This is a genomic window from Membranihabitans marinus, from assembly GCF_019802045.1.
In the GTDB taxonomy this organism is placed as follows: domain Bacteria; phylum Bacteroidota; class Bacteroidia; order Chitinophagales; family Saprospiraceae; genus Membranihabitans; species Membranihabitans marinus_A.
In genome coordinates this window covers 22,792-43,362 of record NZ_JAHVHU010000021.1, presented here as the reverse complement: position 1 = coordinate 43,362, position 20,571 = coordinate 22,792, and the positions used below count along the sequence as shown (strand labels likewise).

Sequence of the window (20,571 nt, the reverse complement as noted above, 5' to 3'; positions counted from 1 at the left end):
GTGATGAATCCCGGGAAAAAGAAGCGCCCGTTTCTGGTAAAGATGGAACTGCACGTTCGGGAAGAAAGACGCCTGCTCCTTTATTTTGAAGTTACATAGACGTATCCGTTTTGGTAAGGTTCATCAACCCCAAATAACAAAACTAACCACCGATTATTGGAAAATGCTGAAAAAACCGAGCTAGCCAATACCTTAGGAACTTCCCCCATATTCAAAAATCAAACCACAATCTTTATCACCAAAGTACAATGAACGTCTGTGAAGAAGATTCCTTCCAGAGCTCAAGCAACTACCGCATCAATTATTCAACATTCATCATCAACCACCAATAATTAAATATTATTTCTCCATCATATGCTCTTTAGCTCCCAACTCACTGTATCGCAGCGGTTGATACCCGCCCTCAATACCTTCCTTAGACAACACGATTTGCCACAGCTGGTTGGAACGCGATCGGAACGCACCGGCGCACGACAACAGATAGTATTTCCACATCCGGTAAAATCGCTCGGAGTAGTTGTTTTTTAGCTCATCCCAATGATGGTCAAAATTATCAAACCAGGCCATCAGTGTTTTATCGTAGTATGGTCCGAAGTTGTGCCAATCCTCCATGACAAACGTGTTTTCGAGGGCTTTCCCGATTTGTTTGATGGATGGGAGCATACCATTGGGGAAAATGTATTTGCTGATCCAGGCATCGGCTTTATAAGCCGAGGTATTGCGACCGATGACCTGAATGAGAAAAAGACCGTCGTCCTTCAACGCCCGGGCTGCCGTGTTTAGGTAAGTCTTGTAATTCTTTTGCCCGACGTGTTCCATCATACCCAGCGAAACGATCTTATCATATTTTTCGGAAACATCCCGGTAATCTTGCAACCGGATCTCCACTGGCAATCCTTCGCACAATTGACGTCCGTACTTTGCTTGGTCTTTGGATATGGTTACTCCGGTCACGCGTGCCCCATATTTTTCAGCTGCAAAACGGGCAAAGCTACCCCAGCCGCACCCAATATCCAGGATGTGATCATCGGATTTTACATTCAGTTTTTGGCAAATCAGATCCAACTTAGCTTCCTGAGCTTCATCCAGTGTGGTGGCATTGTCCCAGAAAGCACAGGTGTATACCATCCGTTTGTCTAGCATAGCACGATACAAATCATGCCCGATATCATAATGATGAATGATGCTGGAAGACGCTTTGCTTTTTGTTTGAAGGTTCAGTGCCCAGGCTTTTAGGTAGCGAATCATGTTTTGAGGAGTGCGTGTAAATTTCTCATCCAGTTTACTACGAAGTACTCGGTCAAAAAATGCATCCAGTTGTTCAACCTCCCACCAGCCATCCATATAAGATTCTCCCAAACCAAGAGATCCTTTACGGATGACTCTGTTGTATACTTTTTTGTTTTTGATGTGAATATCCCAAGGCTGGTCGCCATTCACCGTGATGTCTGCTTCCCGCAGCAATCTTATGACTTGTTTCATTATTCCGGATTGAATAATTCAATAAATATAGTTGGTTTGAGCGTAGGTCTTATCTCATTCCAATCAATGTACTACATTAGCTTAAGGTAATTGAAATTTTCCGGAATTTAAAATTATAAGTTAAAAGAATAAGCAGCTCATGAATTATAATCGATTCCCCCATGGGCCTTGTATCGCCACCGTCAGACCTGGTCCCTGTATATTGACAAATAAGGTGTCCCCACTGGGAGAAAAACATACACCGGCAAACTCGGATTGAAAACCAATGTTTTTTGCGATGTGGTACATTTCACCTTTGGGGGTAATGCCCACCAAACGCGGTTCATTTTTATCTTCAGCGACGATTACGTCACCCCAGGGAGCGACCGTGAGATTGTCTGCAAATTGCATCAAGTCAGAATTCATGGATTCTATAAATAGCTCCAGAGTACCCGGAGCTTCATTTTCACGATCCGTTCCTTCATATTTTCCGGGAACATAACGGAATATCTGACCATTGTTTTCCTTGCCGCCATTGGTGCAAGCAAAATAGACTTCCCCGTTGCCATACCACATGCCTTCGCCTCGGGCAAACCGGGCAGCTCCATCTTCAAAACCCCGGAATCGCAGGTCGCTGTCCGGTGAATCTATGTCTTCCAGATCGATCCAGACCACCTCCATGGGTTTGTTGACCGGAAATTCCTCGGTTTCGAGTTTTTTCCAATTCCGGGTATCGCATCCAGGCTGATCACGGACCATCAAAGCTTGCAGTTTACCGGATGAAAGATCGCCATATTTGTCTGGAATAAATCGGTATATCAAACCTTCACTGTCGTCTTCGGTCTCATAAACGATCCCCGTATCGGGATCGACCGCCACAGCTTCGTGTGTAAACCGTCCCATGGCTTTTAACGGGACCGGTGCTTGCAATCCGCCATTCGCCGATGCTTTTACTTCAAAATTGTACCCGTGGTCTTTTTCGAGAAATTCATCGGCGCGTGCAGAAGTTTCTTCACAGGTGACCCAGGTTCCCCAGGGTGTAGGCCCTCCGGCACAGTTCCGGTAGGTTCCGGTCAGGCTTAGGAATTCTTTCTCAACCTCCTGTGTTTTTTCATTGAAGACCACATTGGTGGTCCCGCCCAGTCCGATCCGCTCCCCCCGGCCAAAGTCATAAATCAAATCTTTGTTGATCTTATTCAGCAATTCGCCTTTGCTGCCGTAGGGTCCCTGTTCAAGATCGCCCGGAGATATCTCATGATTTCGGACCAGCAAGGTTTTTCCGCCGAATTCGAAAGCGGCCATACCATCGGACAATCCGGGTTGAAAAAATCCGTCGGACATTTTGTTTCCTTTCCGGGAAATGATTTTGTAGGTAAAGCCTTTGGGTAATATCAAGGCATTATCAGGATCTGGCAGTAACGGACCATAACCCATTTTATGCATTCCGGCCGGGAAGGCATTTGTGAACTTATGGAGCCCCATAAATCCGAGGCTTACAAATCCGGCTTGCTTGATAAAGGTACGACGTGATTTCATATTCTTTGGAGTTATTTTTTTCCGAATATAAAAAAAGAATTGCGAGAACGGAGGAATTGGCGGGGTTTTTATTTAGGTGTAAGCCACTATCCTCTCGCGCATCCTTTCACGGCAAGTGTCTTCCACGGCCTGGTGGAGGGCACCTTCAAGCGTGCCTTACACCTGAGAAATGGGGAGTTTTTATTGGATAGCCTCTCAGTCTGATACCAATAACCAACGAGCAACATCGATGTTAACCATTAACCATCCACCATCCACCATCCACCATTAACAATCAACCATTAACCATTAACCATTAACCATTAACCATCAACCATCAACCATTAACCATCAACCATTAACCATCCACCATCAACCATCAACCATTAACCATCCACCATCAACCATTAACCATCCACCATCAACCATTAACCATCCACCATCAACCATTAACCATCAACCATCAACCATCAACCATCAACCATTAACCATTAACCATTAACCATTAACCATTAACCATTAACCATTAACCATTAACCATTAACCATCAACCTCCGCTTTTTCAAAAATAGGTACCTCTACCTGATTTTTCAACAAATCCTCAAACTCCTGCCGCTCCCGGATCAAATAAGATTTGTTATCCAGGATAAGTACCTCTGCCGGTAAAAGTCTGGAATTGTAGTTGGAAGCCATGCTAAAGCAGTAGGCCCCAGCATTCTTAAATACCAAGATATCTCCCGGTGTGATCTGATTTATTTTGCGGTTGTAGGCAAAGGTGTCGGTCTCACAAATGTAACCGACTACGGTGTATAGTTTGGGAATACCATCGACACTGGATACATTGATGATGTCGTGGTGGGCGTTGTAAAACATGGGACGGATCATGTGATTGAACCCGGTGTTAATCCCCGCAAAGACCGTGCTGGTCGTTTGTTTGATGATGTTTGTTTTGGCCAGAAAGTAACCGCTTTCACTGACCAGGTATTTTCCCGGTTCAAAGGCCAGCGTCAGATCCATGCCGGTTTCCTTGCAAAATTCATTGAACTTCCGGGACATCGCCTTCCCCAGTGCCTCGATATCTGTTTCGATGTCGTTTTCCTTGTATTTTACTTTAAACCCGGATCCAAAGTCAATGTAATCCAGCTCATCAAATTCCCGGGCCTGGTTGAAAAGAATATCGGCCGCGTGGAGAAATACTTCCACATCAAGGATGTCCGATCCGGTATGCATATGAATCCCTTCCACCTGGATTTTTTGGTTTTTCACGATGCGGTGTACCAATGGCATTTGATGGATTGATATGCCAAATTTTGAATCGATGTGACCGACGGATATTTTGGAATGACCGCCCGCCATCACATGCGGATTTATTCGGATGCAGATTTTAAGGTCGGGGTAATGGTGCCCAAAGTATTCGAGCATCTCGATGTTATCGATGTTGATGCGAACCCCCAGTTTAATGGCTTCTTCGATTTCCTCGATCCCGACAGAATTTGGGGTGTATACAATATCCTGTGGCGGAAATCCGGCCAGAAGGCTGAGTTTTATTTCGCCGATGGAGACCGCATCGATACCGGAACCCAACTGACGCATCAATTTTAAAATATTGATGTTCGTCAAGGCTTTGCAGGCATAGTTGATTTTGAGCTTTTTAACATCAAAAGCATTCACCATTTTTTGGTATTGGGATTTAATTTTATCTCCGTCATACACGAAAAGGGGGGTGCCATATTGGTCGGCCAGATCAGTAAAGGGTATGTCCTGTACTTTGTATACGCCATCCATAAAATTCATAAGCCAGATTTTAATAATTGTTAAGGGGGCAAAATTACGAATTATTTGACTAAAAGGAGTAACACAAATCCGTATAGGAATAAAACACCATCGATCCCCCAACTGTAGAACTTCGGACCGGGTAATCTTTTGAGTTGTATGATGATGGCGCCCAGCAAAAGATAGACCACCAGGAGTCCGATCTTGACGGGGCCATCCAGCCCCAAAGCCTCCATGCCCATGGCCATAAATCCCGAAGCGAGAAAAAGAGCAAAAAGGGCCAGATTTTGGCTGTTGTGCAACCCAATCGTGTTGGGAATCGTCTTCAGATGGTGACTTTGATCGTATTGAATATCCCGAATATCAAATGGGATGGCCAAGGCGAAAAAAAACAACAACCGGTCCACCAATAAATAGGTGAATCCTGTCTCAGACCACCAGTGGGAAATGGAATGAACCGGGATCCAATACGTCACTGTAGTCCAGGCCAATACGATCGCGATGATCTTTATGAACGGAAAATCCTTGAGCCTTTTGCCACGATAGACCGGAAATACATACAACAATGCCATTCCGGCCGGGAAGAGCAGAATGAGTTGATTGATCCGGTTCAGAAAAAGATAAAGAATCACGGTGACCACTGCCCCCAGGATCAACGTGCCTCTCACAAGAGCAGGCCATACGGCGGCTGGGGCGTCTTGTGCTGACTTTTGGGTTAATACACTGTGCAGACTATATATGGTCATGGTCCCCACCAGAACGAAACCGAGGTACCGAAAGGAGACCGGACGCTGTAGAAGCACAAAAGTTCCCCAGGTGCAGAGTACAGCACAGATGCCCAGCCATAAATGGGATCTGAGCATGATATCTTCTATGGAGCGTTCTTTCTTGGTCAACCTCCGCACTGTTTTGATTTAAAAATATTTAAATGTTTCCGTGCCATCAATATCTTGTAAAGTGTGATAGATGAGTTTGATGACGTTCTCAATATCTTCCTTATGGGCGGATTCTACCGTCGTATGCATATACCGCAATGGCAATGAAATCAAAGCAGATGGAACCCCTTCATTGCTGTAGGCAAAGGCATCGGTGTCGGTTCCGGTACTGCGGGAGGCTGCTTCCCGTTGGATGGGAATTTCTTCTTCCCGGGCGGCGTTGATAATCATTTCCAGTAAGGTATAGTGGACGGCTGGACCATACGTCAGCGCTGGTCCTTTGCCGCATTTGACATCGCCTTGTTTCTTGGTATTCATGTGGGGTGTGGAGGTGTCGTGGGTGACATCGGTAATGATTGCGGCATGGGGTTTAATACGCTGTGCGATCATTTGTGCCCCCCGCAAACCGATTTCTTCCTGCACCGCATTCACGACATAGAGTGAATAGGGCAGTTCGATTTTGTTCTCTTTAATTAACTTGGCCACTTGGGCAATGCAAAAGCCCCCCATCCGATTATCCAGAGCACGCCCCACATAAAATTTATCGTTGTGGAGATCGAGCTCATCCGGATAGGTGACGATGCATCCCACATGGACGCCCATGTCTTCCACTTCTTTCTTATTCTCGGCACCCACATCGATAAACAATTTGTCGATGTCGGGTTTGGTGGTGCTTTTCCCTTTACGTGTATGAATCGCGGGCCACCCAAAGACGCCTTTGACTGGTCCCTCCGGTGTGTGGATGATGACCTTTTTGCCCGGTGCGACTTCATTATCAGACCCGCCGTTGCGAATGACGTGTAGGAAACCGTCCTTGGAAATGTAGTTCACAAACCAAGAGATCTCATCAGCGTGCGCTTCGATCACGATCCGTTTTTCTTGCCCTGGATTGATGACAACAAAGACGGAACCGTAGTGATCGACTTCGTATTCATCGATATAGGGTTTGAGGTACTCCAGCCATAGTTTCTGACCCGCTACTTCCCGACCGGTCGGTGAGGCATTGTTAATGTATTTATGTAAAAAATCAGTGGATTCTTTATCCCATATCGAGTTATTCATGATTCCAGGTTTTAGGTGATTTGTTCCATTTTTTGAGCGTGCTCAGATCATTGTCATCGATGTATTCCATCTCGACCGCCTGATCAATCAGTGCATTGTAATTACTGAGGGTTGCGTAATCTACTTTGGCATTCCTGAAGTTTTCTTCTGCATCAGCGAGTTGGTAGGTGAAAATTGCGATGACACCGGATACGTTAAGCTTTGCCTTACGCAATTGTTCGACCGCTTCCAATACGCTGCCACCGGTCGAGATCAGATCTTCCACGACGATGACCCGTTGACCGGCCTCATAGGAGCCCTCGATCACATTTTGTCGGCCGTGACTTTTCGATGCCGAACGGACATATACTAATGGTTTTTCAGTCATATGCGCCAAAATGCTGGCATAGGGTATGCCTGCGGTGGCTACGCCGGCGATGACGTCAACATGTTCCCAGTCGGGGACCAATTCCATCAGCGACCGGGCCATGAATTTCCGTTCTTCCGGGTGGGATAAGGTGATGCGGTTATCGCAGTAAATAGGTGACTGGATGCCTGAAGCCCAGGTGAATGGTTCTTGCGGACTGAGTTTGACCGCTTCCAGTTCCAATAATATTTCAGCAATTTCTTTCGGTTTACTTTCCATTTATCGCATTTTATTTCGTATAATCCTTAAGAATATTTGTTAACAAATTGATGATCTATGTGCAGCCTGTTGGTTGATATACTGTGCTTTATCTGGCGTAGTAGCTCTCCCATACAGGAAGGAATCCAAAGCGAGCCGGTGTTGCAAATCAAACATAAATCATTAATTTTAGCACATAATTACTAAACGTCTTCATTAAAAAATTCAAATGTACAAAATCTACATCAATGACCATCCTTTATGTTTACTGAAGTCAGAGGAAGCAGAACTTTTTAGAGAAAAAGGATATGAAGTATTCCCTTATATGGGAAACAAGACCGTATTGTTGAACGTAATTGATCAGTTGGAGAAATCCAACGAAGAACAGAAAATAGGAATCTATGCCACAGATTATAAACAATTAAAGTCTGATTTTAAATCGTTATTCAAAAAGATTCAAGCGATGGGCGGGGTGATTATCGACTCGGAAAATAAGGTCTTGTTTATCTATCGACGGGATCGGTGGGACCTCCCCAAAGGGAAGAAAGAAAAAGGGGAAGGAAAAAAAGAATGTGCCATGCGGGAAGTGGAAGAAGAGACAGGGTTGAGCCAACTGGATCTAACCCATAGAATCGGGAAGACCCGGCATACCTACCGGCATCCTAAGTCTGGAAAACGCGTGTTGAAAATCACTTTTTGGTATGAGATGCAGGTACTGGAACACGAGGAGGTGATCGTGGAGGAAGAAGAGGATATAGAGGACGCAAAATGGATGACCATCCCGAGCTTTTTGGCCGGTAATTATAGTACCTTTGCAAACATTAAAGATATTCTCCGGCAATACAAATCGATGATGATGGAGCAGGATGGCGTATAATTACGGCCTTCTAGAGTTCATCGATCCGCGAGATTGATATTCATTAGATAAAAAATTATAGTTATATGAAAATCATTGATGGAAGATCCCTGGCAAAGGAAATCAAATCCGAATTGAAGCGGGAAACCCAAAAATTTATTAAACAGGGCGGGAAGACCCCGCATCTTGCTGCCGTACTGGTGGGTGATGATGGAGCCAGTCAGGCTTATGTGCGCAATAAGATTAAGAGTTGCGAACGCGTGGGATTTGAATCCACACTCATCAAGAAAAAAAGTACGATTCAAGAGGATGAATTGCTGGAGATCGTAGATGGGTTGAACAAGAATGAAGACATCGATGGTTTTATCGTGCAATTGCCGTTACCGGATCACATCGATGAAAGTAAAGTTACCCTGGCCATTGATCCTGTCAAGGATGTCGATGGATTTCACCCGATGAATTTGGGTCGGATGGTGATTGGTCTGCCTTGTTATATTCCGGCCACACCCCTGGGAATGATTACCATGATGGAGCGGTACAATATAAAAACCGAAGGAAAGAACGTCGTCGTGTTGGGTCGAAGTAATATCGTCGGCACGCCCATCAGCATTCTTTTATCCCAGAAAACCAAGTGGGGGAATGCGACCGTGACCTTGTGTCATAGTCGAACCAAAGATTTGGTCAGCGAAGTTCAGCGCGCTGATATCATTATTGCCGCGATCGGGATTCCCCGGTTTGTGACCTCCGATATGGTGAAAGAAGGGGCGGTGGTGATCGATGTGGGGATTAACCGGATCGATGCACCGGACACCAAAAAAGGATATAAACTGGTTGGTGATGTGGATTTTGATGAGGTGGCAGCGAAGGCCAGTTACATCACTCCGGTACCGGGTGGGGTCGGACAGATGACGGTGACCAGTCTGTTGATGAATACGCTAAAAGCCGCCCGCGGGGAGATATACCCTGGTGGATGAGCTTGTGTGCCTTATGGAAGCTAGTGGTGTGTCTCATAAATACACGTAAATTATTTTCCACTTTGCCTTGACGCAAAGTGGAGCAAAAGTCAAGGAAAAATGAATGCTTGCACACTATGCTGCTCCCGCCACCCACGCATTTTTCCACGGCAACCCGCCACAAGCGTCGAGCTCATATATCAACTGTGTTTCATCGTTGTAATTAAAAGATTGATACATTATTTCCTGACGTTTCATCCAGTAAATTTAACTTCATTTATTAGGCATCTTTTGAAGCGAATGAATCAAAATATTCGATATCATGTCATAGATTATTAATCGTAATACCTTATGAAACGGAGCACTAGTGGTGTGTTTTAAAAATAAGTGTAATTAATTATTCTGCCATAAGCGTCCAAAATAATTAATTTAAAAGACCCCAGCGGTGTCAAAATATCATAGCCCCGGGTTTCAACCCGGGGTATATGTGGTTTCGAGGTTGGCTTGGCGCGATTTTTGACCAAAAATCGTGACAAGCAAAAAATGAACCTTGATTTCAATTTTGGGGATTTCACAATTACAATATAGAGAATATCAATTAGTTACATTTAGGCCAGAATTTATTTTGGACGGGTATGTTATTCTGCGTTTCCAGATAACTCCGATTCTCTCCATGCTCACGAATCGCAGGCTATATTTGGCGATCCGTGAGTGCGGAACGGAGTGGGAGCGCCATCGGATTAACCATAATGATTTATGAAACGGAGTACTATTGCGCCGAATCATAAGTAATGTATTGGTATTATCTCGCGCTTCCATCCCTAAATTGTCCTATTTAGCACAAATAAAAGCTCTATTTGAGCTTGACTTCGGAGAGGTCATAACTATGTTAGTAGATGATTTATTTATCGACTTCGGAGAAGTCGCTATGCCTAAGCATACATTACGACCTCGCTGAGGTCGATATTTTGACAATAACCGTTGCTAATATACTTGGACCTGCGCTCCAGGTCTGCTTAGAATCTACATTTAGAGCGCTAAACAAATTGTAGTGATCTGGAAGCGCTCAAAAATAAACCCATTAGTAAATTATGATTATCTGAATTATGCGATTCAGAACCTAATCCGACCTCTCTGAGGTCTTTGACCTACAATGATTCTGACCCAGTCAGGGTCGGATTAGATTGATCTCAGAGTCATTTTGAGATATATGAGGGGTTATAATTTATAATGACTTATGAAACAGTTTCAATTTTGATCCATGGTATCTTAATTGTATATTTACTACTGGTCAATAGTAAATATACGGTTATGAGCGGAGCAAAAAATTTAAAAACTGGTAAGCGGAAAATAAGTTCAGACGGTTTCATTTCCATCAGCGACACAAAAAAATCACGTTTTGACGAATTTTCACCATCTTGGGTTGTCGTTCATGCTGAAGAGGGCCAAAGGTTCAAGATTAAGCTAATTGATCGCATACGCGAGGGCGTAAAAAAATCGGAGTGGAAAGATTTAATTTCTTATTTGGAGTCAACCGAAAAAGAATTTGCTGAAATACTGCCGACTTCCATCAGCAGTATGCAAAAAAAAGAGGTGTATGATCAGGAGACTTCTGAGCGGATTTATGAGGTAGCCAGGTTGTTTGGGCTAGGTTTTGAAGTCTTTGATACGAAGGCGGATTTCAAAAATTGGTTGATGACTTCATTTAGAGTACTTGGGGATAAAAAACCCTTTGAATTACTCGACAGTAGTTTAGGTTTTGAGTTGGTCGAAAACGAGATTGTCACAATTCAATACAACGTATATAGTTGATGATTGTCTATCGAGTAGCCAATATCAAATATAAGGATTCAACACTGTCGGGGATTGGAGCAGAAAAGGTAGGCGGAAGGTGGAATGAAGTTGGCACAAGAGCTGTTTATTGTTCAGAAAACATTTCATTGGCCTTGTTAGAATATTATATCCACTCAGAAAATATCGCCAACCTGCCCGGTGAAATATTGGTTGCAAGAATGGAATTTCCCGATGCATTCCTCATTGAGGAGATCCATGGATTACCCGAAGGCTGGAGTCAATACCCTTATTCGTCAAAAGTAAGTTCAGTTTTCACAGATCTTGCCAGGGATCGATCTTTTTTTGCCCTGCGCATACCCTCGTCAATCGTTGGCTTTGAATCAAACATTATCCTTAATCCATTGTATAAAGAGTTTGGCAAGGTTGAGATCATAGAATTTCTTCCATTACCTATTGATGAAAGACTAATGAAGGATAAGCGACAATAAGCCATAATTCGTGCCGTGTAACGCGGTAGGCAGCCATCATAACTATATATAAGATGCTTAAATTTAAAAATAAATCTCAATAAAATGGTCGACAACTACATTAAAATTACCATACCGGGCGGTGCGGACGAGGAGGCACTTTTGGGCTTGCTGACAGAATTACCGTTTACCGGGTTTGAAGAATTTCAAGGAGATTTGATCGGATACATGGCGAATGTCGATTGGACGGAGGCCATGAAGCAGGAAGTCCTGGAGGCGATCAGTCCTGCTGCAGTGGATTATTATATCGATCAGGTTCCTTTTGAGAACTGGAATGAGGAATGGGAAAAAAATTACCCGGAAGTGGAAATCGAGGACTTCTGTCGGATCTATGCCCCTTTTCATGTGAAGCCGACACAGAAGTTTCGTTATGAAATATTGATTAGTCCCCAGATGGCCTTTGGAACCGGACATCATGCTACGACCGAGATGATGATCCGGCTGATGAGTCATATGCCGGAGAAGATCCAGGACAAGAACGGATTGGACTTTGGTGCCGGTTCAGGTGTGCTGGCTATTTTAGCCTCCAAGATGGGCGCCTCACATATGGATGCGGTGGAAATTGACTCTTATGCCTTTCAAAACCTGAAGGAAAATATAGAACTGAACCGGGTGGATTGGATCGAACCATTCGAGGGCGGTATGGAGCAAGTGCCTGAGTCCGCTCGATATGACTTTATCTTAGCCAATGTCACGAAAAATATTATTCTGCAGCACGGACAGGACTTCTTTGACCGGTTGAAGCCCGGCGGCCGGATCCTGGTGTCCGGTATCCTGGATACCGATCAGGATAAAGTGCACAATGCGTACATCCGGACCGGATTTTATGGCCTGGAATCCATGAAGTTGGGGCACTGGACGGCGTTGTTGTTTGGGAAGAAAGAGCGGAGGTGAGTGGTTAATTGTTAATTGTTAATTGTTAATGGTTAATGGTTGATGGTGAATTGTTTATCCTGGTGAAATACCAGCTGCGCCAATTTCACGGGATAAATGGTGGATGGCTGTTGCTTATGTCAGCTTGCTCCAGATGGAATTTGGGGACGGATACACGGGGTGTAGTGGTTGTTTTGCAATTACAACGATTCAGAAATGAAGTTGGAACAAGCGGAAGTTCTCTTACGTGTTGAGTGCGCATTAATAAATCCCGTAGGGATAAAAGATCATAGCCGGGGTTGTCAGACCCTGGAAAAGTTTTATGTGTGTTATAAGTCCGTCTTTGCGGACGAAAGAATGTAAATGGATTTCTTTGTGATATTCCCGGGATAGATAGAGTATACGGTAGTACCTGTAGTATATATTACAGCTCATTCTCACGAAAAAAGTCCTGGTATGAAAATGCACAGAAAATCCTTAGTATCGTCTTGAGCCACAATTTGTACTAAATATTCTGTTTAAAACAAAACATTTAGGTGATTACAATATAATATTTAGAAAAATAAATAATAGTAGGTCAATTAGGTCTATGATAAAAATGTTAAAGTTATAAAATAAAGCACATGCAATTATTTTAAAAGAAAAATTTGGCTTATTATATGGCTTTGAAATACCATGAAAAGAGTAAAACACATATCATCTTTTGTGGCTGCGGGTGGATTAATCCTTTTATTGATTGCTCCGTTGTGTGGTCTTCCGGTAGCCGTACCGGGCATCCCGGTCTGGTATCAGGACACCTTTTTCATTGCCTTGATTTGCGGGGGGGGGGTAAGCTTAATCAGTCTTTTGCTTTACTTTGCCGGTTTTTTTCGGAAGGTTCATTGGAATTTGATGGATGGTTTGGTTTTGTTGATTTTGATCTTTAGCTTGGTGCGGTTGTCTTTTCAGGAAATGATCCCACAATCAACTTGGATACAGCTCACTTTCCTGGCAGGAAACTATGGAACTTCAAGAATTCTTTGGTCTTCCATAAATAAAAAATCCCTTTAACTCTTATTATCTCTTCTTTTACTTGTCGGAATCGCTGAGGCTGGTTACGGGCTGGGGCAACTTTATGGGTTTTGGCCCTCCCACCATCATCTTTTCCCGTTGACCGGATCATTTTTTAATCCTGGTCCGTACAGTGGCTGGTTGGCATGTATAGTACCGGTGGCGGTTTACGGAATTATACAAAATAGAAGATCAACCGGTAACCCGTGGGTGAATTATATGAGCTGGTCGTATTTGGTCCTGGCTGCGCTGGTATTGTTTCCGGCCTCTTCCCGTGCAGCAATGCTGGCAGTGGCATCCGGCACGCTGGTCGTCGCCTGGCCCCGGATAAGGAATTCATCGTATTGGCAACACAACTAGATCAAACGTGCGGTAGCCTCTGTGATGATTCTGGGATTGGCCGGTCTTTATCTCATGAAAAAAGATTCAGCAGATGGTCGCCTATTGATATATAAGGTGACGGTTGATATGATTGCAGAGGCACCGGTTTTGGGTTGGGGATGGGATGGATTTCCGGGAATGTATAACAATTTCCAGGCTGTTTATTTTGAGAATGGAAGGGGCACCGAGCAAGAAAAGTATTTGGCGGACAATGTGACATATGGGTTTAATGAATTGCTGGAATTCACCGCTGAGATGGGAATATTGGGTTTATTACTGGCAGCAGGCCTGGTATTGCTATTGATTCTGAAATGGAGGCATCGGACCGATGTCCAAAAAATTCGACCAGTTAATTATCTGGGACTTGGCGTAGGGGTTGCCTGGCTGGTTTTTGCACTGTTCTCCTACCCGATGTCCATACCTGCTCTGGCCATTATACTACCGGTTACTTTGGCCGGAATTAATGCTGCACTGAATAAAGAGAATGGTTTAAAAGAATCAGTCCCAGGCAGTAAATCTGCCAAAGCATTTATTAGCATGTCCTTGAATATTTTATCCGGATTAATACTCCTGGGGTTTTCTGCCTATGGGTTCTATTGGGTAAACCACTATCGTCCATTGACCAAAGACTGGATGAGTGCTAATGCCAATCATGAACTGCAACGATATGAGATAGCGAATAGTTTGTACACCAAACTCTATCCTGAGTTCCGAAACGAGGGCCTGTTTCTTCAGTACGCCGGCAAGTCTCACTCTCTGGCACGCAAATTTTACACCAGTGGACAGTTTTTAGAGCGGGCTTTATTCTTTTCCGCTGATCCCACGATATTTACTACCCTTGGCAAAGATTACACGCTCTATAGCAAAGTAGATGCGCAGAAAAAGGAACGGGCAGAGTTTCTATTAACCAGAGCTAAGAATATCAGTCCTTATAGATATTATCCAAGGTATTTGTTAGTAAAATACTACGAAAGAATAGGAGCTGAGCAAGAAACATTGAATGAAGCACAGGCCTTGCTGGCTATCACTCCAAAGGTATCCTCACCTGCAACAACGGAAATCAGACAAGAGATGCAGCAAATCATTGATCAAGAAATATTTAACAACCAAGAAATTATTTTTCCGGTTTCATCCTCGGATGAGATGGAATAAATTTTATTTTAAAATTTTAACATTATGAATTTTAGAAAAAAACTTTTAACAGGAATCGGTGCATTGGCCTTTATGGTTATAATGGCACTTAATGTTCAATTGGTAAATTCCTCGACTGAAGAGAACGATGGATTCGCTTCCTTGTCTATCGTAGAGTTAGCGGCACAGGCTCAAGGGGAAGTTGGCTGTGATTGTGAGGACTGGGAGTATTGTGTTAATGGTATTTGTTATCCTGATGATAATTCTAACAATGGCTTAATTGATGCTATGCCATGTCCAAACGGAGGCTTTTGGTACACATGTGGAGGAACGGGCAATACTTGTGGTACAGATGACTGTTAAAACCCCTAATTATATGAATATCAACTATAAAGATATAGTGGTCATTGTTATGACCGCTATATCTATTTCTGGCTGCAAGAATAGTCCTGAAGTACTAGATACTTTTTTAAATGTACCTGAATATCAAATTGATCTTGAATTTGAACCAACTGGAGAGAACAATGAAATAAAAGTCTCATTAGATCATATCTTCAAAGAGGATGATATTGAATATATTTCTTTAAAACCTACTGCAGAAGGTGATGGACTTCTCAGAATGCCTGTGGCATTTTATTCAATTGGTCAAAATTGGTTGGTCTATGATCCGCGAAATAAAAAAAGCAGTGCCTTATTTTTTGATAAAGATGGTAATTTCTTTAAGTATATAGGAGCTAAAGGCAATGGTCCGGGTGAATATATCGCTACAAGCTTGTGCAAAATCAACCGGGAACAAAAACGAATAGAACTCGTTGATGGAGGAACGAATAAGATACTATTTTTTGATTTTAATGGGCAGTTCATCAAATCGATACCACTGCCATTACTATTTTCTGATTTTATTCGCGATCCTTATGAGGAAGGATATTACTTATATACCTTAGATAATTTTAATACTGGCTATATGAAAGATTATGGTTTAGAGAATGACTACGTTTTAACTAAAACAGATTCTACTTTCCGTCCCCAATTTGGCATCGAAGAAATTATATCACACAGCGATGTAATCCCATATCGAAATAATGGAAATAAATTATTTCATTACGAGAATGAAATAGGCTTTATCAATAATTATAGTAACGATCTTTATTTGATTAAACATAATAAAATAGAGAGTTTGATTTCGTTCAATATTGAAGGAATTAATTTTCAACCCAAAGATTACATTAAAAATGCGGATGGTAACCGGTTTTTAGCAACACTAGAAAAAGGTTATAGTTTCGTAGGAGATCTTTCAATCTCAGAAAATAAATTACTGGAGTACATAATGGTTTCTTCTCCAGACCCTAATCGGAGATATGATCCTGTCTTTTTATATTATGATTTGGACAATAAGAATTATACTTTCTATAGTGCCTTAGAGGATTCATCGGACACCTATACCATTGGTGAATTTTATCTCCACCCACTTTCTTCCTCTTATGATGCTTTTGCAATGATTCAACCAAAAGACATAGAAGAGATGGAAGGTTCAAGTTCCCCCGTCCGACAAAAAATTGAGGCTATGCTCAAAGAAAACAGGAATAATCCGATTATAGCTCGGTTGAAATTTAAGTAAAATTTTGGGGGCAGTCCATTTTCATTAGAGCAATTACAAGCTAAAGCTCAGAGTGGTGCGGAATGCTTTTATATAGAAAATGGAGTGCCGGTTCTTTCATGTGGAAGCGACGAAGGTTGTTGTTGGTATAGAGATATTTTTGGAGAATGTTCCTTTTTAGGTTCTCCAAAAGACTGTTGTGTAGAGTGGGTGTGGGTGTAGATTGGGTGTGGGCGCGATGAGGTAGATCCTATTGTTTTTAATAGCATAACTGAATTGTAGCAGGATTAAAAACGCCAGCTACAATATCTAATATGTTCAATGTTTCGGCATAATTTATCATTTTTACTATATTTAATTATATATTAATATTATTATCTTTGAAATTATGAGAATTAATATTGGGTGTATATTTATGATTTTATCTTTATTTTGCATAAGCTGTGAAGAAGCTCGTGTTAAAGATGGGATTCAGAGGATTCAGATTGATATTACTAAAAAATATCCTATTGTAGATATCCAAATTAAGCGAATTATACCTTTGGAGTTAACAAAAGAGTCTGCCTTTAGACGTGCTCATAAAATAATTGAAAGTTCACAACATTATTCTGTGATGGATCGCTCTCTGAATAAGGTTTACGTTTTTAATAAGGATGGCCAATTTTTGGAAGCTATTGACCGAACTGGAAACGGACCTGGTGAATATACTACGATAACAGATATCAATATAGACCCATATGCCAAATCCTTACAAATCCTTGATCCAAGGGGTAAATTGATAGGTTTGGCTTTAGATGATTTTTCGGATGTTACTGATGAGATCTTATTTCCGGGTATAAGGAATGTAACAAATTTTCAATTACTGAATGAAGATATGATCGTTTTGTATTCATTTGCTTATGTAGGAGAAAAATCAATCCGTTTTTATTCCCGAGAAGAGGATCAGATCGTTAAAGAAATGCTGGAATCCAATGTCGTAGATGCCAAAGGCGCTATGACTTTCAGCATGTCTCCATTTAGAGTTTGGAATAATAGCTTTAAATTTACGAACATCAATACGTATTATTCATATAAGATCGTAGAAACTACCCTGGACCCTGAAATTTACATTGACGTTGGAAATAATTCTTTTGATTTTAAGACTATTGCAGCCCAGGATTATACATATGATATTTTTAATCATATTATTGAGAATAAAAAAGCATTTCCAATTTCTATAATATTTGAAAATGATGAGTATTTGGCTTTTGGTATTTATTTTGATAAGGCAATACGAACGTTTATTGTTAAAAAATCAGACCGGCGTATTTTTAAATTGAACATGCCTGAGTATCCTTCTAACATGATGGATTTCCTAACCATTTGCAATGGGTTGCACACGGATGAATTTAGGGGTATTGTAAGCAATCCAGGAATGGCTGAACAAATATTTGAGGATGCAGTATTCGGTGAAACAATTGAAAATCAAATTAATAACCTTAAAAGTGGGGATAACCCTGTGATATTTGAGTACGAACTGAAATTTTGAATGCCTATAAGTTGGTTATGATTAACACTTTGAAATAAGGATTTAGATGGAAATATGATTTTGAGACTAATTTGGGCTATTTGTAATAAGGAGGACATGATGTTATATGTTGTATTGATCTGTTTTATATTTTTATCCTGTAACCGTTATCCGGATGAGATAAACAGATCTCTTGAATTGGCTGGAGCCAATAGGGTGGAACTGGAAAGAGTATTGGAGCATTATTCCAATGACAGCCTGAAATACATGGCTGCTGAATATCTGATCCGTTATATGCCTTATTACAGTTATCAGGAAGTATTGCCGGAATTTGAACCGGTCTTTGACAGCCTGGCGCAGGTTCCTATGGATGATGATGCCTTGCGTAAATCCACATACATTGCCTTATTGGATTCAGTCACCGACAAAGGGAAGCCATTGCCAGGGATGACAAAGTATGATATCCAGGAGGTGTCAGCGGACTTTCTGATCGAGAATATCGACCTGGCTTTAGAGGCGTGGCAAGCTATACCGGTAGACAAGCGGGCCGGTTTTGAATCCTTCTGTAATTATGTATTACCGTATCGGAACTGGGATGAACCGCTGGAGGCCGGCACCCGACGGTTTCTGAACCAAAAATACCAATGGGTGCAGGAGAAGCTGCAAAAGGGTACGCCGGTGAAGGAAGTCATCGATTCGGTCTTAAGCGGATTCCATTACGGGTTTGTCGGGGAGGTGCGGGATTATTATCCATCGGCGCTGAGTGTCCGTCAGTTTGACCGGTCCCGGTTGGGCCTTTGCCAGGATGCGGTCAATTATTTTACCCATGTGTTCCGGAGTGTCGGCATTGCCTGCAGCAATGAGTACTTACCCCAGTGGGGAACCCATCATACCAATGGCCATTCCTGGCTTTATTTTCGCTATGGAGATCAGGAATTCGCTCTCGATGCCGGCGGCGATGGTCTGGATGTTCGGGAAAAATACATCGGTGAAAGTGTGCCGAAGGTATATCGCAGGACCTTTGCCCAGAAGGATCCCACTTCGCTGTTCCGGGAAGGACGGGATGTGACGGCCTTCTATCGGCCAGTGATTGATTTTGAGATGGAAGTGGGTGGCGCATCAGCGGATACTTCGTTAAAATATACCGTGAATCTGTACCATGCCGCAAAAGGATGGGCCCAGGTGGCGGAGATGGAGTGGAAGTCGGATGGGCCGGATCAGAATCCCAAACTGATCTGTCATGATCTGGGGGTGAACACGCTCTATATTGCCGGCCGATGGGAAGATGGAAAGGTGTATCCGGTCACGGACCCTTTTCTTGTGAAAGAGACCGGTCAAATTCATGAATTCAGGTCGGATGGCTCTTTACTGGATTCGGTGCCCTTGCTGCGGAAATACGGCTTGGCCTCCCCCCGAAACAGAGCCAAAACGCACTGGATAAAGACACTCGATAATGCAACCATACAGGGTGCTCAGGATTCGACGTTTGCTCAGGCGGATACGTTGTTCAAAATAAAGAATTTTTGGAGTACGCACTTGAGAACCTATCCGGTGTATTCCAAAAAAACGTATCGATACGTTCGTTTCGAACCTGCCTCAGAAAAGGCTTATCTGGCGGAATTGGCCTTCTATGATGGTTCCGGTAAGAAACTCGAAGGAAAGATGATCTCCCGCAACATTGAGGCGGGAAAGTCTGATCGTGCGGTATTCGATGGTAATCCCCTGACTTATGCCGGCGGTACCGATTTTTATATTGGTTATGCTTTTGACCGTCCTGTAATGATCTCAAAGGTTGCTTTCCAGGCGCGCAATGATGACAATCACATCCGGGAGGGGGATGAATACGAGCTTCAATACTGGGATAGGGAATGGAGAAGTCTGGGAAACCAGATCGCTGCAGACACCGTGCTTTATTACAATGATGTGCCTGAAAATGCCCTGATGATCCTTCGGAATCATACGCGGGGGAGCGAAGAAATTCCTTTCCGGATCAATGAAGAGAAAGAACAGGAATGGATGGGGTTTTATAATTATTGATTGTTAATGGTAAATTATCGATGGTGGACTCTATCTATCTTTCAGACGAGATGAAGCGAGACCTAGTGCTGAAATTCAGAAGTTGTGTGCATTATTCACTTAGTTCCACACTAACGGATCGCCTCTCAAAAGAAGCGATTCGTGAGCGCAGAGTGAAACGCCGCGATCTGGAAGCGCGAGATTATATCTATACATTATTTAATCTCCTTTTTAAAAACGAACCATCCCAATGAGATATTTACACTTTTGCTGGCTCATTACTTTGATTTTACATTCCTGTATGGATGATAAACCAGAGGCATTAAGCGTCATGCCGGATAAAACCAATGATGTAGAACTCCATATGGATACTTTGCAAATCGAGACACCGGGCACTACAAGAGAGTTTCCCTACCGTTTTCCATCGTTTGATTATTCGAATCAGGTGTTTGCAGGAAAAGAGGCTCTGGGACGTCAGATCGCCAGAGATACCGTGCTTATTACAATGACGTGCCTGAAAATGTGCTGATGATTCT

20 protein-coding genes are annotated in these 20,571 nt (G+C 42.7%); 13 read left to right on the top strand and 7 right to left on the bottom strand.

What is annotated here, in order from left to right:
• Nucleotides 1–339 precede the first annotated feature (339 nt).
• From cfa to pyrE, 6 genes are all read right to left on the bottom strand, one after another.
• The gene (gene cfa / locus KUV50_RS17865) at nt 340–1,482 is read right to left on the bottom strand and encodes a cyclopropane fatty acyl phospholipid synthase (protein WP_222581564.1); all 1,143 of its coding nucleotides are present in this window, start codon (nt 1,480–1,482) and stop codon (nt 340–342) included.
• Nucleotides 1,483–1,626: 144 nt separating this feature from the next.
• Entirely contained in the window at nt 1,627–2,997 is a 1,371-nt protein-coding gene (locus KUV50_RS17860; RefSeq protein WP_222581562.1) for an alkaline phosphatase PhoX, read from the bottom strand.
• Nucleotides 2,998–3,516: 519 nt separating this feature from the next.
• Nucleotides 3,517–4,770, bottom strand: coding sequence for a diaminopimelate decarboxylase (gene lysA, locus KUV50_RS17855; protein ID WP_222581561.1), 1,254 nt, complete (start codon nt 4,768–4,770; stop codon nt 3,517–3,519).
• Between the two features lie 41 nt (nt 4,771–4,811).
• Nucleotides 4,812–5,645 (bottom strand): hypothetical protein, encoded by an 834-nt coding sequence (locus tag KUV50_RS17850; protein WP_222581560.1) that lies wholly within the window; start codon nt 5,643–5,645, stop codon nt 4,812–4,814.
• 18 nt (nt 5,646–5,663) lie between these two features.
• Nucleotides 5,664–6,746 carry a M42 family metallopeptidase gene (locus tag KUV50_RS17845; protein ID WP_222581559.1) on the bottom strand — a complete coding sequence of 361 codons (1,083 nt, stop codon included), beginning with the start codon at nt 6,744–6,746 and terminating at the stop codon, nt 5,664–5,666.
• Nucleotides 6,739–7,371 (bottom strand): orotate phosphoribosyltransferase, encoded by a 633-nt coding sequence (pyrE, locus tag KUV50_RS17840; protein ID WP_222581558.1) that lies wholly within the window; start codon nt 7,369–7,371, stop codon nt 6,739–6,741. The genes KUV50_RS17845 and pyrE overlap by 8 nt, the downstream gene beginning before the upstream one ends.
• Nucleotides 7,372–7,579: 208 nt before the next feature.
• Here pyrE and KUV50_RS17835 point away from each other — a divergent pair, with 208 nt between their 5' ends.
• Together KUV50_RS17835 and KUV50_RS17830 are read left to right on the top strand one after the other, a co-directional pair.
• The gene (locus tag KUV50_RS17835; protein ID WP_222581557.1) at nt 7,580–8,227 is read left to right on the top strand and encodes an NUDIX domain-containing protein; all 648 of its coding nucleotides are present in this window, start codon (nt 7,580–7,582) and stop codon (nt 8,225–8,227) included.
• 65 nt (nt 8,228–8,292) lie between these two features.
• Nucleotides 8,293–9,180, top strand: a complete 888-nt coding sequence (locus KUV50_RS17830) for a bifunctional 5,10-methylenetetrahydrofolate dehydrogenase/5,10-methenyltetrahydrofolate cyclohydrolase (RefSeq protein ID WP_222581556.1) — start codon at nt 8,293–8,295, stop codon at nt 9,178–9,180.
• Nucleotides 9,181–9,294: 114 nt separating this feature from the next.
• Here KUV50_RS17830 and KUV50_RS19490 read toward each other — a convergent pair whose 3' ends face one another.
• Entirely contained in the window at nt 9,295–9,417 is a 123-nt protein-coding gene (locus KUV50_RS19490; protein ID WP_261395390.1) for a hypothetical protein, read from the bottom strand.
• A 1,053-nt stretch (nt 9,418–10,470) separates the two neighbouring features.
• On the opposite strand from KUV50_RS19490, the gene KUV50_RS17825 reads away from it, so the two are divergent.
• The 11 genes from KUV50_RS17825 (at nt 10,471) to KUV50_RS17775 (ending at nt 20,564) form a co-directional block, all read left to right on the top strand.
• The gene (locus tag KUV50_RS17825; protein WP_222581555.1) at nt 10,471–10,971 is read left to right on the top strand and encodes an antitoxin Xre/MbcA/ParS toxin-binding domain-containing protein; all 501 of its coding nucleotides are present in this window, start codon (nt 10,471–10,473) and stop codon (nt 10,969–10,971) included.
• Nucleotides 10,971–11,441 (top strand): RES family NAD+ phosphorylase, encoded by a 471-nt coding sequence (locus KUV50_RS17820; RefSeq protein ID WP_222581554.1) that lies wholly within the window; start codon nt 10,971–10,973, stop codon nt 11,439–11,441. The genes KUV50_RS17825 and KUV50_RS17820 overlap by 1 nt, the downstream gene beginning before the upstream one ends.
• 84 nt (nt 11,442–11,525) lie before the next feature.
• Nucleotides 11,526–12,374 (top strand): 50S ribosomal protein L11 methyltransferase, encoded by an 849-nt coding sequence (gene prmA / locus KUV50_RS17815; RefSeq protein ID WP_222581553.1) that lies wholly within the window; start codon nt 11,526–11,528, stop codon nt 12,372–12,374.
• 654 nt (nt 12,375–13,028) lie between these two features.
• Nucleotides 13,029–13,403 carry a hypothetical protein gene (locus KUV50_RS17810; RefSeq protein WP_222581552.1) on the top strand — a complete coding sequence of 125 codons (375 nt, stop codon included), beginning with the start codon at nt 13,029–13,031 and terminating at the stop codon, nt 13,401–13,403.
• Between the two features lie 219 nt (nt 13,404–13,622).
• The gene (locus tag KUV50_RS17805) at nt 13,623–13,763 is read left to right on the top strand and encodes a hypothetical protein (protein WP_222581550.1); all 141 of its coding nucleotides are present in this window, start codon (nt 13,623–13,625) and stop codon (nt 13,761–13,763) included.
• A gap of 54 nt (nt 13,764–13,817) precedes the next feature.
• Nucleotides 13,818–14,936 (top strand): O-antigen ligase family protein, encoded by a 1,119-nt coding sequence (locus tag KUV50_RS17800; protein WP_222581549.1) that lies wholly within the window; start codon nt 13,818–13,820, stop codon nt 14,934–14,936.
• A 24-nt stretch (nt 14,937–14,960) separates the two neighbouring features.
• Nucleotides 14,961–15,278: a hypothetical protein gene (locus tag KUV50_RS17795; RefSeq protein WP_222581548.1), complete on the top strand. Its 318-nt coding sequence runs from the start codon at nt 14,961–14,963 to the stop codon at nt 15,276–15,278.
• A 13-nt stretch (nt 15,279–15,291) separates the two neighbouring features.
• Nucleotides 15,292–16,533 (top strand): 6-bladed beta-propeller, encoded by a 1,242-nt coding sequence (locus KUV50_RS17790; protein WP_222581547.1) that lies wholly within the window; start codon nt 15,292–15,294, stop codon nt 16,531–16,533.
• A 367-nt stretch (nt 16,534–16,900) separates the two neighbouring features.
• Nucleotides 16,901–18,040: a 6-bladed beta-propeller gene (locus KUV50_RS17785; protein WP_222581546.1), complete on the top strand. Its 1,140-nt coding sequence runs from the start codon at nt 16,901–16,903 to the stop codon at nt 18,038–18,040.
• 96 nt (nt 18,041–18,136) lie between these two features.
• Nucleotides 18,137–20,056 (top strand): hypothetical protein, encoded by a 1,920-nt coding sequence (locus tag KUV50_RS17780; RefSeq protein ID WP_222581545.1) that lies wholly within the window; start codon nt 18,137–18,139, stop codon nt 20,054–20,056.
• Between the two features lie 229 nt (nt 20,057–20,285).
• Nucleotides 20,286–20,564 (top strand): hypothetical protein, encoded by a 279-nt coding sequence (locus KUV50_RS17775; protein ID WP_222581544.1) that lies wholly within the window; start codon nt 20,286–20,288, stop codon nt 20,562–20,564.
• The last annotated feature ends 7 nt before the right edge of the window (nt 20,565–20,571 follow it).